The organism is Vibrio sp. EJY3, from assembly GCF_000241385.1.
Classification (GTDB): Bacteria; Pseudomonadota; Gammaproteobacteria; order Enterobacterales; family Vibrionaceae; genus Vibrio; species Vibrio natriegens.
Genome location: NC_016613.1, coordinates 1664059 through 1678986 on the forward strand (window position 1 = coordinate 1664059; position 14928 = coordinate 1678986).

The following is a 14928-nucleotide window of genomic DNA, read 5'->3' on the forward strand; positions in this document are numbered from 1 at the left end:
GAATAGGTACCCAGTAAAAAAAGATAGAACTACAAGTCATGGCCATTTTTTAGTGAGCTGTTGGTGTGCTATTTCCAAGTTATGCATTAATGTTTTAAGTGCTCCTAACCTTTGCCCAGCTTCCATGTCTTTTGTGTCCTGTTTTATTTTAGTGTTTAGCTCATGTAATCCTTCGATATCCTTATTGAAGGATTCAGAATTAAAGTCGTTATATCTTGAATGTATGAACGTGGCAAATAATCCTATATCTGATTCTTTCCAATTTGTAATCATGTTAAACCACTTAGATGCAGACTCTTTCGTTATTAGTGATGATGTTTTATAAAGATTATAAAAGTCTAAGTCAGCCAACTCCCATGATGATTCAGCCTTACTATACAAAGTAGTTAATTGCTCTTGTTCCTTTTTATCATTGATTTCTTTTTCAAAAATAGCATATTCATTTAAAATAAATTGATTGTTAAATGATAATCTACGATACCCTACAGTATAGGAATCTCTTGTGAGCTCTTGTTGTTCAAGGTAATTTTTTAATTTTAACTCAATGTTTAGGTTGTCATTTATGTAACTCATCTCACAAAGATACATATACCGTTCACAAGCTTTAAACCATTTAACGAGAGATTTTTTTTCTCCAGGCTCTGAGATGTAATGCTCTAACTTAGTTATACTAGATATGAATACTTCTTTCTCAATATTGTAAGGGGTTTCGAAAATCAACTTGTCAACAGCATCATGGTTCTCAGGTAAGTATCCTAGATCACTAAGCTCTACTATACATACGGTCTCATTGCAGATGAAGTCAATTAACGCCTCTGTTGAATCATTTAGAGCTCTGGTTGTTTTAAAGTTGTCTTTTTTGAGGTTTTCAGACTTCGCGCTTTTTATTTTTGTTGCTGTCAGACCTTCTATGTAATGGAGATAAGCAATTTCAATAGCGCTTGGGATTATTGAATCCATACTTAAATTTATATCAAATTGTGGGTTCGAACTAATACTTTCATATATTGAACTTAACTTACCAAACAACCTCATTAAAACTCTTATGTTGGTTAAACCTTTTTCTTTTATTTTGATTTTAATGCCATCTTCGTAATTATTTAAATTCGAATATTTAATTAAGAGCAATTTTATTAAGTCATCATAGCTTTTAGAATAAACTATTTTTGCTGAAAAAAACTTATCTGAACCTTGAATGTTTCCTTTAGTCTTATCTTCATTAAATACAATTATGAATTTAACGTGATTATTTAATGATAGGTCTAAGCACTCCCCTAAAATTTGGTTTATGACTTTTTTATCACTCACTCTTTCTAAGTCATCTATAACAAAGATTACATTTTCAACTCTACTTAAAACAGATTCCCTTATAGCTCCGCTAGCTCCCTTAACTATTGCATTCAAGGCGGAGGATGCAGCAGCTTCGTCTGTTCCCTTTGTTGCTGTTTGTATGAATGCTAGCGTCCCTCTAAGCAAGCCCTTGGCGTGCCCAATGTCATTAGAATTTGTAAAGTAGGTTTTTGAGATTAGCTTGTCTTTAAAATCACTAAGCTTGGACACGCCAGTCAATGAAATATATTCAACCTTATTCGGCAATGCCTCATCATCAATAAGAGCTGGCATTAATTCATTAGTGATATAGTAGGTTTTTCCAACCCCCCAACCGCCAGTTAATGCAACGATGGGTGGAAAATCTTGGTTCTTCAAATTATGTGCGAATAATTCATAATAAGTATTTTTCATTGATAGGTCTCAGCATTTAACTCACATATACAGACTAATGCATATCGGTAACACTGTTAAGACAAAAAGCCGAACCCCATCGCTAAGGTTCGGCTTTGTTTTTGGCTTCGTGCTTGAAAGAGAAAACACTATATGGATGTTGAAGCCAGTCGAAGTCAATCGACATGCCCAAGGTATCGGCTCCCTACTTGCTTTTTGTTTACAATGCTCCATACGCCCTACTTTTATCTTGAGCGCCACCAGCTACCATAAAGTTGAGTGTAACGCTTCAAAATGCCGTGCGTAGTGAATCTATAAAGCTAACTTGTTAGCCCATCACACATTGGCTGATGTGTTTATTGAAAGTGACCAGATCGAAAGATCCTTTAATCTCAAACAGCACTTTACCAACCTCGCTGAGGTAAAGCTCGATCTCACAATCCAGATCCAATGTGCCGGACGTTTCAACAGAGAACGCGTTTACCTTGCTGTACGGCAATGATGTATAGTCCACTTTTGAACCTGTAATCCCCTGAACGTTCGCAGCAATAACTCGTTTGTTGGTGAAAACCACTTGATCACGGATACTTTTGAAAGCGGCAATGATTTCTTCGCCATCAATCAGAAACTTGTAGAAATCTTCTCTCACCTTCGATTCTTCAATCGGTTTTAGCTTAAACACCGATGAGTTTTCAAAATCGATCATGACTATCTCCTATTCAGGTATGCGTTTTTGAGCCAGTTGCCCTCGTGTATCCATCTCACCAACGTCTTTCCAGCCATGTTTACGATAGAACGCAACACCTTGGCTATTGGCTGGTAAATACCTTAACTGGACATACTTGCATTTGGCAGATTTTAATTGTGAAAATATGAAGTCTTGCAACTCGCTACCCAAACCTTGGCCACGAAACTCCGGTTTTAAGTAAAAAAGGTTTATGTAGCCATATTTTACGCCTTCATCATCCATCAAGTCTTTCCTAAACTCGATTTGACCAATGGTTTCTTCATTCTTGATTGCATGATAAAAACCAGCGTCCGGCAAAGACGCTAATCTCCCAAACCACGCTGTCGTATCTTCAGTATTAAAACCATCAAGACTGCCATAACTGACTGCATAAGCATCTCTACGAAAGGCTAAACATAAATCTAATTGCTGTTCGATGTTTACGGGAACAAATTCCATTTCTCGCTCCGTGATTGGTCAGGTTCTTAAGGTAGATAGTGAATGGCTAATGGTAATACTCAATGGGCAAGCCCAAGCTTGAGATAAGTGCATGGCAGCCGAAAGACACTAAAATTGTTTTTCCATGCGTAACAGCTTCCACGACTTGCCGTTAAAGTATCTGGTACCGGATTCAACCGTTAACGTCTTAAAACCAAGAGATTCATAACACTTCCTAGCCGCCGTATTATGTTCAAAGACCGCTAAACTCAGTATTTCGGCAGACAAGTCATTTCGCGCTTTATCAATCACTAGCGTCATCATCTTCTTTGCGAGCCCTTGCCCACGAAACTCTTCGCTTATAAAAACTCGACAGATCCGATAATGATCTTCTGTTACTTTGTACAGTTCGATAAACCCTACATTGTCGCTATTCATGGTGACAAGATAAGGGTGCACTTCAGCTTGAGCACAGTGTCGTTTGATTTGTGTTTGAGTCAATGGAAAAGTGTATGCTGGTCCGCCCCATAAGTAATTCAACTCATCGGTCTTAATCCATTCCACCAGCTGTTTAAAATGAGATTGTTTAAACTCGGTTAAGGTTAACTGCATACTTCCCCAGAAGATCCAAAGCGTTATCGTTAATCAACAGGTAGAATAATACAGCTTGCGAGTATTCGTCACAAACTTCTCGTTTATAAACCGTTTGAGACTCAACAAGACAGTCACGCATTTCATTTGGTGCTTTTTGATAATCAGATCCAAAACTAAAAGCCGAACCCCATCGCTAAGGTTCGGCTTTAGTGTTGGCTTCATATTTGAGTAGTCATTACGACTCAAATGTGTAAGCCAGTCGAGGCCAATCGACTTGTCTATGTTATGAGTAGCTGGCACCTTGTGTAAACCGTCATTTTTAGGGTTACGAAGTATGTCGCAAGGTTTCTTATACGCTTTCATTATTGCTGTTAAGCTTTAGAGCCAACACAAAATGACTCCGTTTTGTTTTTAACCTAACACGACAAATTAACTAGTCTGAACTAGACCCATTAAGGAATTACACTTTATGTCCGTCTCTCTTTCGATGACTTTAGCAACATCTATTGGATTATATTTGCCAATAGCATCAAACCTGATCAACTTGTGATGCCCTTCTAAAGCTGAATTCACATAGTGGTCGCGTTCTTGACGCCTTTTTTGTCTGTGGGATGAATCATCCAATTCTATAACCGCGAGAACCTTGGTATTTCTGTCTGTAATGACGTAATCCATGCGCTTAGCCCAGGTTCTAGAATTGTCTTTAAAGTTAACCGGCTGCACTAGCGTCATCAATGAAACCTGACAATGTACAACGCAGTCCGAAGGTAATATTTCTTGTAGAACGTTATAGAAGTTTCGCTCGGTCTTAGAGCTTAAGTAGACATGCTTTTTGTGTGGAACACGCATGCATTTGGTTTGAGGTGCATCCATAGCACTACCACTTGAACCAATAAAAGGCTTAACCTGCTCTTTGCGTTGTTTCTTACTTGCTTTCTTGGATGAGAGAACAATCAACACTAGGAATAAAATAATTACTATAACGATTTCAAACACTCTATAAATCCTTGTACTAAAACGAAGTTAAAAAAATCATTGCTCGATAAGAGCTTGAATGCCATTCAGGGCGGTTCAGAAAACATGACAGTGTCACTAACATTCCATTCAAACCACTGGCTAGTTCGTTGTAATGTGGAGTCGGATATACTTCTCGGGAACCTTGTATCTAAAGCGCTGACCGATTTTTAAATTGGATTTCACGTATCGGCACACAACTTGGTCACCTGTCCCTGATACTCGCTTAATGGATGCTTTACTTCCCTTGTGTTCCATTTCTATCATGACATCGCAATAGCCCTGATAATCATCGAACTGTTTAGTGACTTTTCGCTGAAGTTTATTTTTAATCTTTTTCGCTACCGGATTGGTTTGTGAATCATCCGCAAACGTCGGAGAGCTAAAAAGTACAAAGGCTAATAACGTGACAACGTAGCGCATACAGAACCCCATATAAATAATTGATAGATTTGGGGTTATGTTAGTTTTCTACGTTTTAAATACAAAAATGGGACGCTATTTTGCGTCCCATTTAACGTGAAGAAGTAATTGATATGTAGACTAAGCGCGCTTTTTGCCTTTGGCTGTTTTAAAGCCTTGATGAGGGAAAACATTTCGAATTCGTTGTTGGGTTTTCTTCGGTACCGCTTTAGAAAAGACCAATCGCATACCGGTACGCTGATTATAAACTTTCATCTCTCCAGTGAACGGATTATGTTCGCTAATGTCTTCTAAGTTGTGTTTAAAAGACGGCGGCATGTGGCCTTTTACTTTCGTGATATGGCCATCGTCAAACGACACCTTAAGCACTGGTCGGTCAACAGCAATCAGCCAAAAGATAACAACAGCAGCAATCAATATTACGTATAACATTTAATACTCCTTAACTGGATAGCAGCTTACTTAAGTCTTCTTTAATTGACGTTACCTTCTGGCTTGCTTTTTCACTTCTTGATGCTTCGGAAAGCAGGTATTCAATCGCATCAGAGAGTGTACAGCCTAGTTCGTTCGCTCGGCTGGACAGCTTTTCCCAAACCCGGTAATCCAAATCGATGGACTTCTTCTTAGTATGAACTTGTTCAGCATTGAAATGGCGTTTGCGTTTAGCTCGAATTGCTTGCTTTAGCTTATTCTCAAGCTCTTCTGACATGTGGTTATCTATCCATGCCAGTACTTGTGTAGGTTCGTGCTCAAGACGTCGTAGCTCAGCGACTGCGGCATCTGCTTCACTGGAGTCAATGTGACGCGTTATCGCCTCTCCATCCTTCCACTTCTTGATCAGATAGTTCCACTTCCACCCACATTCCAAATTTTCAAGTTGCTGATATTTCATCCTTTCCGACCCATATTTCTCACCTAGTGACAGCGTAACCCAGTTATTTAAGATCAGCAAACAAATCTCTATGAAGTATCGATGCTGATCACTCATTTGTCTAAGTCTTGAGCAAGCTAACCCGTACCGAATTGTTATTGTAGAAATTGGGACTAGGGAGTTATTGGCGGTTTCGCTATAATGGCGCCAAATTAAATGATGATGAATTTTAATGAACCAACTTAACTGGCAAGACGTTACGCCTTCGTTCGATGAATACGAAGCATTATTGAAGTCCGCTTCGACATTACCAAAGAAGACATTTTTTGATCTACAACCTCGAATGTCCGCCACAATCTCTCGCTTCACAAACATTGGTGGCCTTACCCGTATCCTACTGATTAATTGCGTTGATAATTCAATATACCGTGGATTTATCAGTAAGGCGGTCGAACAAAGTGCTTCTTCGCCAGTAGTGACAACCGAATCGCTCGACGCGAAACATTTATTTGATCGTTACAGTATCGCTGAGAATGGCGAAGTGACGTTAGAACAGGGACTCATTGCTCAAGCGCATGGCGGTTACCTCATGGTTCCTGCTAATTTGATTCTGGCAAACCCTGGCTACTGGCCAAGTATTAAAGCGGCCATTCAAAAGCAACCATTTGTTCCAATGAACATGAGCCCTACGCGCGTTGCAGTGCCTGCCGTTACTTCAAACACATACGACGTAAAGCTCATTGTAACGGGTGACAGAAGCCAGTTAGCAGAACTTGAATATGTCGATGAGGATTTCTCATCAGGCCTTTGTATGTATACCGAGGTTGAAGAAGACATCCACTTATCTCAGGACAATTTATCTTCCTATCTGGGTTTTGTGAATTGGGTGTGTGCGGAGTACAACCTGCCAAGTTTGGATAAAGACGCTTATCGAAGACTTATGCTCGCTGGTATGCGTGAAATGGAAGACCAGCATTATCTTCCCCTTGGCGTAATGTGGCATTGTCAGCTTTTAACACTTGCCAGCCAACACTGTAATTCAGAAGTAATTGACTTCAAGGCAATAGACAATGCGATTGACGATAAATACTACCGTGAATCTTACCTGCCACAACGTGCCGTGTACGACATACTTGATGGTCAAGTGATCATTGAAACAACCGGTGAACAAGTTGGACAGATTAATGGCTTAACGGTTATTGATATGGCGGGCCACCCTGTGTCTTATGGCGAGCCTGCGCGTATTTCCTGTGTGATTCACTTTGGTGACGGTGATGTCTCGGACGTTGAGCGTAAAGCTGAACTCGGCGGCAACTTGCACGCCAAAGGTATGATGATCATGCAGGCGTTTTTGAGTTCTGCGCTAAACTTTGATGAACCATTACCCTACGCCGCTTCTATTGTGTTTGAACAGTCTTATAGTGAAGTTGATGGCGATAGCGCCTCGCTTGCTGAACTATGCTGTTTAGTAAGTGCATTGTCTGAATGTGCGGTGGACCAACAGATCGCCGTCACGGGTGCCGTGGACCAATTTGGTCGCGTGCAAGCCGTTGGTGGTCTGAATGAAAAAATCGAAGGCTTCTATCAGGTTTGTAAGCATCAAGGCTTTACCGGGCGTCAGGGTGTGATCCTACCTGAGACGAATCTTAAGCACTTAGCCCTACATAAAAGCGTCATAGAAAGCATTCAGAATGGAGAGTTCAACATTTGGTCAGTATCGACTGTCGATGAAGCCATTCCTATCTTGATGGGTAAACCATTCCGTGGTGAAGACGACAGCATTATTGGAAAAATTGCTGAACGTATTGAAAACTTTGAAAGACATGAACACACGGAAGGATTTGTGCAGCGTATCAAAAACTGGTTTGTTTAGTACTGATCGGAGTTGTTTAGCGTACACGTGTTCACTAAGATGCATCTGTCAAAAATTGGAGTGATTGATAATGCAAAACAAACGTGATTCTTATAATCGTGATGATCTTCTAGCTTCGAGCCAAGGTGAGCTTTTCGGCCCAGGTCGCCCACAACTGCCTGCGCCAAACATGCTTATGATGGATCGTATTACCAAAATGTCAGAAACGGAAGGTGACTTTGGTAAAGGCTTAATTCTAGCGGAATTGGATATTACTCCAGATCTTTGGTTCTTTGATTGCCACTTCCCTGGTGACCCGGTAATGCCAGGTTGTCTTGGCCTAGATGCTATGTGGCAGCTTGTTGGCTTCTACCTAGGCTGGATTGGCGGTGAAGGTAAAGGCCGTGCTCTGGGTGTGGGTGAAGTGAAATTCACAGGTCAGATCCTGCCAACAGCGAAAAAAGTAACCTACGAAATCCACATGAAGCGCGTCGTAAACCGTAAGCTTGTTATGGGTCTGGCGGATGGCCGTGTATTAGTAGACGGTAAAGAAATCTACGTAGCGAAAGATCTTAAAGTTGGTTTGTTCCAGGACACTTCTAGCTTCTAAGCTAAGATTTTCTGCTATTTCTTAAAGGGCTCCGGTTGGAGCCTTTTTTGTATCTCATGCTTTTTGTTGCACTTCGCGAGACCCATCCCTGTCAATTTTCTTTTGCTCAGAATGCAGAAAAGGCTCTTTTAAGAGCCCTTTCAAATCCTTCTATTGTATGTGGGAGTTATTATTTATAGAGACCAGAGTTTTTTTCATCTCTGGCATCACGCCAACCACCTAACCAATACGACCGAGCATCAACTTGTTGATATGGGCAAGCCTCTTGGGACCTTCCATTCAACCCAGCTTTATAGCCTTGAGATTGAGCTCGTTCTAGGCGATCACGCTTTTGTCTCTTCATAGGTAATTCCTCATACAGATCCATTTGAAAAATTGCTTCTGTTTTTGTGAAACTTTAATGGAGTTTTTATGACTCCAACTACAAGAATCGATCAACTTTGGAATTTTCTCAAGGCATAAAAAAAGCACAGACTCAAATCTGTGAGTCTGTGCTTGTATTAAAATTTTTTAACTATTTTCTACGGAACCCAAACAAGCCAAGCATGGTCAAAGCTAACCAACCAAGTCCGGCACCTTCGCGTGTCGCACTTTCTTCTTCCACGTTTCGAGAAACGATGTCGTCCTGTGTTTGATCAGGAATAGGCATTAGTTTAACCGCAACGACTTCTTCGGTAACATCACAAGAAGCATTGTGCGCTGCAGAGTTATAGCCGCCAGAACACTTCAATGCAGTAGCTGATATCACACCTGCATCGTTGATGTCTGTTGCATCGATGATACGGAATTGGTTGTTCGCGTCAGAGTAGTCACCACCGTTAGTCAGTGAATCTAGAAGCCATGCCTTACCACCGAATAGTGATTCAGCACGTTCGCTTGCTGCACCATCTGCGCTATATGGGTAAATGAATCCGCGCTTACGACGTGGTTTACCGTCATCTTCACGCGTAGAGTCAGCGTCTATCTGGCCGACAATTTCGTTGTAAGCGTTGATGCCACCCATTTTACCGCCAGCTCCATTAAAGAAGATGCCAGAAGTTGGGTACACAGCGCTTAGAGAGTCAGAACGAACATCAGGTACGATAAACAAACGATTAGGGTACGCACCCGCTGTCGGGATACTGCGTTTTGCCTCACCGATACCAACAAAATTTGAGTTGACGGCTGTCAGACGTGAGTTCGAGTGAATGGTATCACCGTCTTCTCTCTGACGTGCGCCAGTTACCACTTTGTTCGACCAAGTAACGTTTTCGATCGATGTTTCAGACTCTAGCGTGCCCACAAACACGGTCGCGTTCATATAGTTGTTGTCAGAATACGTGTTGTAACCAACGCCGTACACAGTCGCTCCATCAACGATGAAATCACGCATGCTACCTTGAGCCAGACGATTGTTGTCGCTTGACGTATTACTTGGCCACGATAGCTCTGAAACATTACCGTTCTGGTCCCAGATAGCAGCTTTAGAGGTATGGTGAGTACCATTATTGTTGCTTGCTGTACGCGAAACACTACCCGATGTGAAAGTACCATCAGTTTTCCACGCATGGCTTTCAACAACAGCCGCTTGATCTTCTTCGGTAACGATATTTGGAGTAACCGGAGCAACCACTGTGTTACGCGTTTCCAGCGTAGATGAATCATCTGCACTGATTACGCTTTGGTTACCAACTGCTTCACCGGTTGACGTTAAGCTATTAATAACGTTGTTGTACTCATTTGTGTACGCCGCGCTATCACCTTCGACAAATGCCAAAGCATTAGAGGTAAAGTCTTTGTAGCGTTCATTCTCCCAAGGCACAATGTTTACCGCAGACCATGTCTCGCAGGTGTTGTAGCCAAGGTTGTAATAACAGTAACTTTCAAAATCATCACGATCGTCTACGTAAGCAAATCGAGAGTCCATTCCAAATGGTACTTCTTCACGATAGCTAATACCGTCGACTGCCTGACCTGCCGATAATGGCGTTGTACGGCTCTCTACGGCCAGCTTAAATTGATCATCTGTACAGTTTGCTGTTGAATCAAAACACCCTAGAGCAAATGGAGAGCCTGTAGAGGCATCCTCAACATCACCCTGCTGAATCGCGACACCATAAGCCGATTCAAAATCGACAACGTCACCGTTTACCTCAGGTGAAACTTCGATAACTTGATACAATGCAGCGTTTGCACTCATTGATGAACCTACCATCATCGCGATGGCGGTTAGTTTGAATTTGTGACTACAATTCATTGAATTCTTAACTATCCTGTTGCATTGCTTCGAGTTCTTCCCATCTCTCGAATGCGATTTCCAACTCCTGCTCAAGAGCAGCAAGCTGTTCCAATACCGGTTGAGTTTGTTCTACAGATTTAGCGAAAAATTCCGGATCATTCACTTGTTCTTGCAGCGTCTCAATATCCGACTCTAATTGTTCTAGTTTAGCTGGAAGAGCTTCTAGTTCTCTTTGCAGCTTATATGATAATTTCTTCGAGTTGTTCTTAGGCTGAGGTGTTTTGGGAGTTTCCTCAACCACTTTTTCTTTACTCGCTGCTTTTTCAGCCGACTGACGAGCGGCCAGTACCTGCTCACGTTGCTGTCTTGCATCGTGATAACCACCAACAAATTCTTCGATGACTCCATTTCCTTCGAAGATCCAACTTGTTGTCACCGTATTATCAACAAACTCACGGTCGTGGCTTACTAACAGTAACGTACCCTGATAGTTGGCAAGCATTTCTTCTAAAAGTTCCAACGTTTCGATATCCAAATCGTTGGTTGGTTCGTCAAGAATAAGTAAGTTGTTTGGTTTCAGCAAGATACGCGCTAATAATAGACGGTTTTTTTCACCGCCGGAAAGCGCTTTAACTGGTGTTCTTGCTCGTTTTGGTGCAAATAAGAAATCTTGCAGGTAACTCAGAGCATGGCGCTGACGACCGCCAACCATGACTTCTTGCTTACCATCAGCCAGGTTATCAATCACAGATTTCTCTGGGTCTAATACCTCACGGTACTGGTCAAAGTATGCAACTTCAAGCTTAGTGCCACAATGCAGACGTCCTGACTGTGCTTCTAACTGGCCTAAAAGTAACTTAAGTACCGTACTCTTACCGCAGCCGTTTGGACCAATTAGTGCGATTCGATCGCCACGCATAATATTGAAGCTGAAGTTATCAACGATTTTTTTGCCTTCATAAGCAAAGGATACGTTTTCAGCTTCAAAGACAATTTTACCGGAGCGAGAGGCATCATCGATATTCAGGTTAACTTTACCCTGCACATCGCGGCGGTCACGGCGCTCTTCACGAAGTTTCTTCAGTGCGCGCACACGGCCTTCATTACGAGTACGACGTGCTTTAATGCCCTGACGAATCCATACCTCTTCTTGAGCAAGTTTCTTGTCGAATTCTGCATTCTGCATATCTTCAACACGAAGCATCTCTTCTTTTTCTGTCAGGTAGCCTTCGTAATCACCCGGAAATGAAGCAAGCTGACCACGGTCGAGATCCACGATACGTGTTGCCATCGACTTAATGAAAGCACGGTCGTGAGAAATAAAGATGATCGAACCTTTAAAGTCTTTCAGGAAGTTCTCTAACCATTCGATAGTTGTTACATCAAGGTGGTTAGTTGGTTCGTCCAGAAGCAGTACATCAGGATCACACACAAGTGCACGCGCCAATGCAGCTTTACGTTGCCAACCACCAGATAAATCCGTCAGCTTTGTTTCTGGGCTCAGTTTCAGCGCACTTAGAACATTGTTAACGCGATCATCAAAGCGCCATGCATTGGAATGATCAAGTTGCTCCTGAACTTTAGATAAGCGATTAATGTGCTTTTCACTTGGGTCCTGAGCGACAAGATCAAGAAGATCGTGATAGATCTTCAGCTGTTCACCGACTTCGGCTAAGCCACCCGATACGTATTCGTAAACGGTGCCTTCCTGGTTACGTGGTGGATCTTGCTCTAAACGAGAGACGACGACGTCCTGAGTGATCTGGATTTTTCCGTCATCCAGTACAATGTCGCCAGCAAGCACTTTCATCAACGTGGACTTACCGGCACCATTTCGCCCTACTAAACACACTCGTTCGTTTTCTTGTAAGGCAAATTCTGCATGGTCGAGTAACGGATGATCGCCAAATGCCAACTGCGCATTATGAATGGTAAGTAATGCCATTATTTTCCAACCAATTTGTAAGTTGCTCTGAGTCAAACGGCCAGTTCAGCTCAGAATCTTGATATTTGAGTACGGGTATCGTGACGCCGTAACGAGAAAATAGTTCATCATCGAACGCTATGTCGACGATATCAGTCTGTTCTGCCAGACCGACCTCAGTTATTAGAGAGAATGCCATCTCACAGAGATGGCAGCCCTCTGTGCTATACAATGTCAGCACATCAAAATCCTTTTTTACTCTGCGTGTGTAACCAACCAGCAGTTATGAATGTGTTTGTTACGAGCAAAATCCAGCGGCAGCGTTTGAGAAGAGATGTTTTGAGCCTTCAGACCCAATTCAGCCAACGCTTCTTCATCCATCTTGAAGTGACGCTTGTTGTTTGAGAACACGATAGTGCCTTCACTTCTCAGCAGACGCTTCAAGTTTTTCATCAATTTAATGTGGTCACGCTGAACATCGAACGACGTTTCCATACGCTTAGAGTTCGAGAACGTCGGTGGATCAATAAAGATAAGATCGTACTCGCCTTTTGCATTTTCTAACCACTGCAGACAATCCGCTTGCTCATAGCGATGCTGGCGCCCTACACAACCGTTAAGCTGCATATTGTCTTTCGCCCAGTTCAGGTAGGTGTTAGACATATCAACTGTCGTGGTTGAACGAGCACCACCGACGGCTGCGTGAACCGTAGCGCTACCTGTATAAGCAAACAGGTTTAAGAAATCTTTCCCTTTTGCCATTTCACCAATGCGACGACGAGTGATTTTATGATCAAGGAAAAGACCCGTATCAAGGTAGTCGTGAAGATTTACGATCAGCTTCACACCATACTCATGAACTTCCAGCGTTTCAGAGACTTGTCCCAGTTTCTGGTATTGATTTCGGCCTTTTTGTTTCTCACGAACTTTAAGTACGACTTTGTTCGCTTCCACACCCGTTACCTGAATAGTTGCACGGATGATGTCGGTTAAACGACGTTTGGCTTTTTCTTCTGGGATGTTCTTAGGTGCAGCGTACTCTTGAATAACGATTTGATCGCCATATACATCAATCGCGACATTGTATTCAGGAAGATCGGCATCGTAGATTCGGTAGCAGTCTAACTCTTCTTTACGAGCCCACTTACCAATCTTACCCATGTTCTTCTTCAGGCGGTTAGAGAAGTCAGGTGCGATTTGTACATTGGTATCCGCGCCTTTCACTTCATCAACACTGCGTTCTGCAATGCTGTAATTCTTCTGGTGACACTGTAACGCACCATTGTTTAACTTGAACTGTTTATCCGCACGCATGCGAAGACAGCTAAGCAATTCATCAGAGCTAGAGAAAATCGACGCTTTGCAGCCACCGAACTCAGATTTAAGCTGCCCTCCAAATGCGGTGTATAGCGCAATCAAACCAGGCTCTGTACCTAAACGCTCACCATACGGAGGGTTAGAAACAATAACGCCATGCTCAAACCCTGCTGGACGAGTGATGGTTGCCGCGTCACCTTGTGCAAATTCGATCAGCTCTTCAACACCTGCTCTGCGAGCGTTATCTTGAGCGACTTTCAATACTTTAGGGTCGTTATCAAAGCCAAAAAACTTTGCGTCAACTTTTTTGACACCACGACGAGCCTGAACATTGGCCTCAGATTTAATCTCTGCCCATAGCTCAGGTTCGAAGTCTTCTAGCGACTCAAAGCCCCATTGCTTACGCTTAACACCAGGCGCCATATTGGCTGCCATCATCGCGGCTTCGATAAGTAGCGTGCCCGAACCACACATTGGGTCGAGTAAAGGCTGATGGCCATCCCAACCACAACGCATGATGATCGCAGAAGCTAATGTTTCACGAAGAGGTGCACGGCCTGATTCCGGACGATAGCCACGCTGATGAAGTCCACTACCCACCATATCCACACCAAGCAGTGCTTTGTCTTTGTGCAAGCGAACGTGAACACGGATATCCGGACGCTCTTTGCTGATATTTGGACGTGGTAATCCTTTCTTTTCAAAGCAATCGACGATGCCATCTTTTACTTTCATCGCACCGTATTGGCTATTGCGGATTTCACGGTTTGTACCGTTAAAGTCGACAACGAAACGCTTTGAACTATGGAATTGGTTCACCCAGTTAATGGCCATTGTAGAAAGGTACAAGTCCATATCATCGTTACAGGTGAATTCAGATAAAACACGTACAAATCGAGACGCCAAACGGCTCCACAAACAACAGCGATAAACTTGTTCGTTTGTCGCTTTAAATTTTACGCCTGCCTGTACTGGTTTCGCATTTTCGATGCCTAGTTTAGTCAGTTCTTCAACAAGCAAATTTTCCATGCCATTTGAAGTTACCGCGAGATATTGATTCATAGTGTTCTTTCGCTGATAAAAAATGGCTTCAATTATACCTGACTTTACGATCAATGCCTCGTTTTTAAAGGTATTTTCCCTTCCGTTAGCACAAACACTCACCAGTTAAGTGATCTGAAAGTTCCTACATTTTGCATTTTAATCAACTTTCACGTC

The 14928-nt window shown here is 42.5% G+C and carries 15 protein-coding genes; 2 read left to right on the top strand and 13 right to left on the bottom strand.

The window, feature by feature from the left end:
• Positions 1–36: 36 nt before the first annotated feature.
• The 8 genes from VEJY3_RS07640 to matP all read right to left on the bottom strand — a co-directional run bounded on the left by VEJY3_RS07640 (position 37) and on the right by matP (position 5810).
• Positions 37–1743: a P-loop NTPase fold protein gene (locus tag VEJY3_RS07640; protein WP_014231870.1), complete on the bottom strand. Its 1707-nt coding sequence runs from the start codon at positions 1741–1743 to the stop codon at positions 37–39.
• Positions 1744–2050: 307 nt separating this feature from the next.
• Positions 2051–2428: a PH domain-containing protein gene (locus VEJY3_RS07645; RefSeq protein ID WP_014231871.1), complete on the bottom strand. Its 378-nt coding sequence runs from the start codon at positions 2426–2428 to the stop codon at positions 2051–2053.
• Positions 2429–2437: 9 nt separating this feature from the next.
• Positions 2438–2908: an N-acetyltransferase gene (locus tag VEJY3_RS07650; RefSeq protein ID WP_014231872.1), complete on the bottom strand. Its 471-nt coding sequence runs from the start codon at positions 2906–2908 to the stop codon at positions 2438–2440.
• A gap of 108 nt (positions 2909–3016) precedes the next feature.
• Positions 3017–3499 carry a GNAT family N-acetyltransferase gene (locus tag VEJY3_RS07655; RefSeq protein ID WP_014231873.1) on the bottom strand — a complete coding sequence of 161 codons (483 nt, stop codon included), beginning with the start codon at positions 3497–3499 and terminating at the stop codon, positions 3017–3019.
• 411 nt (positions 3500–3910) lie between these two features.
• Positions 3911–4477 carry a DUF2726 domain-containing protein gene (locus tag VEJY3_RS07665; protein WP_014231875.1) on the bottom strand — a complete coding sequence of 189 codons (567 nt, stop codon included), beginning with the start codon at positions 4475–4477 and terminating at the stop codon, positions 3911–3913.
• A gap of 120 nt (positions 4478–4597) precedes the next feature.
• The gene (locus VEJY3_RS07670) at positions 4598–4918 is read right to left on the bottom strand and encodes a hypothetical protein (RefSeq protein WP_014231876.1); all 321 of its coding nucleotides are present in this window, start codon (positions 4916–4918) and stop codon (positions 4598–4600) included.
• A gap of 120 nt (positions 4919–5038) precedes the next feature.
• Positions 5039–5350, bottom strand: a complete 312-nt coding sequence (locus tag VEJY3_RS07675; RefSeq protein ID WP_014231877.1) for a DUF3634 family protein — start codon at positions 5348–5350, stop codon at positions 5039–5041.
• A gap of 10 nt (positions 5351–5360) precedes the next feature.
• Positions 5361–5810, bottom strand: a complete 450-nt coding sequence (matP, locus tag VEJY3_RS07680) for a macrodomain Ter protein MatP (RefSeq protein ID WP_014231878.1) — start codon at positions 5808–5810, stop codon at positions 5361–5363.
• 211 nt (positions 5811–6021) lie between these two features.
• Between matP and VEJY3_RS07685 the strand changes: the two genes are divergently transcribed.
• Both VEJY3_RS07685 and fabA read left to right on the top strand, forming a co-directional pair.
• Entirely contained in the window at positions 6022–7662 is a 1641-nt protein-coding gene (locus tag VEJY3_RS07685) for a Lon protease family protein (RefSeq protein ID WP_014231879.1), read from the top strand.
• A gap of 70 nt (positions 7663–7732) precedes the next feature.
• A complete protein-coding gene (gene fabA, locus VEJY3_RS07690; RefSeq protein WP_014231880.1) occupies positions 7733–8251 on the top strand; it encodes a bifunctional 3-hydroxydecanoyl-ACP dehydratase/trans-2-decenoyl-ACP isomerase in 519 nt (172 codons plus the stop codon).
• Positions 8252–8420: 169 nt separating this feature from the next.
• On the opposite strand, the gene rmf is transcribed toward fabA, so the two are convergent.
• From rmf to rlmKL, 5 genes are all read right to left on the bottom strand, one after another.
• On the bottom strand, positions 8421–8594 hold the full coding sequence (gene rmf, locus VEJY3_RS07695; protein ID WP_014231881.1) for a ribosome modulation factor: 174 nt from the start codon (positions 8592–8594) through the stop codon (positions 8421–8423).
• Positions 8595–8765: 171 nt separating this feature from the next.
• The gene (locus tag VEJY3_RS07700) at positions 8766–10487 is read right to left on the bottom strand and encodes a DUF3466 family protein (RefSeq protein WP_014231882.1); all 1722 of its coding nucleotides are present in this window, start codon (positions 10485–10487) and stop codon (positions 8766–8768) included.
• Positions 10488–10494: 7 nt separating this feature from the next.
• Positions 10495–12414 (bottom strand): ABC transporter ATP-binding protein, encoded by a 1920-nt coding sequence (locus tag VEJY3_RS07705; protein WP_014231883.1) that lies wholly within the window; start codon positions 12412–12414, stop codon positions 10495–10497.
• Positions 12392–12634, bottom strand: coding sequence for a glutaredoxin family protein (locus VEJY3_RS07710; RefSeq protein ID WP_014231884.1), 243 nt, complete (start codon positions 12632–12634; stop codon positions 12392–12394). The genes VEJY3_RS07705 and VEJY3_RS07710 overlap by 23 nt, the downstream gene beginning before the upstream one ends.
• Positions 12635–12648: 14 nt before the next feature.
• Positions 12649–14772, bottom strand: a complete 2124-nt coding sequence (gene rlmKL / locus VEJY3_RS07715; RefSeq protein WP_014231885.1) for a bifunctional 23S rRNA (guanine(2069)-N(7))-methyltransferase RlmK/23S rRNA (guanine(2445)-N(2))-methyltransferase RlmL — start codon at positions 14770–14772, stop codon at positions 12649–12651.
• Between the last annotated feature and the right edge of the window lie 156 nt (positions 14773–14928).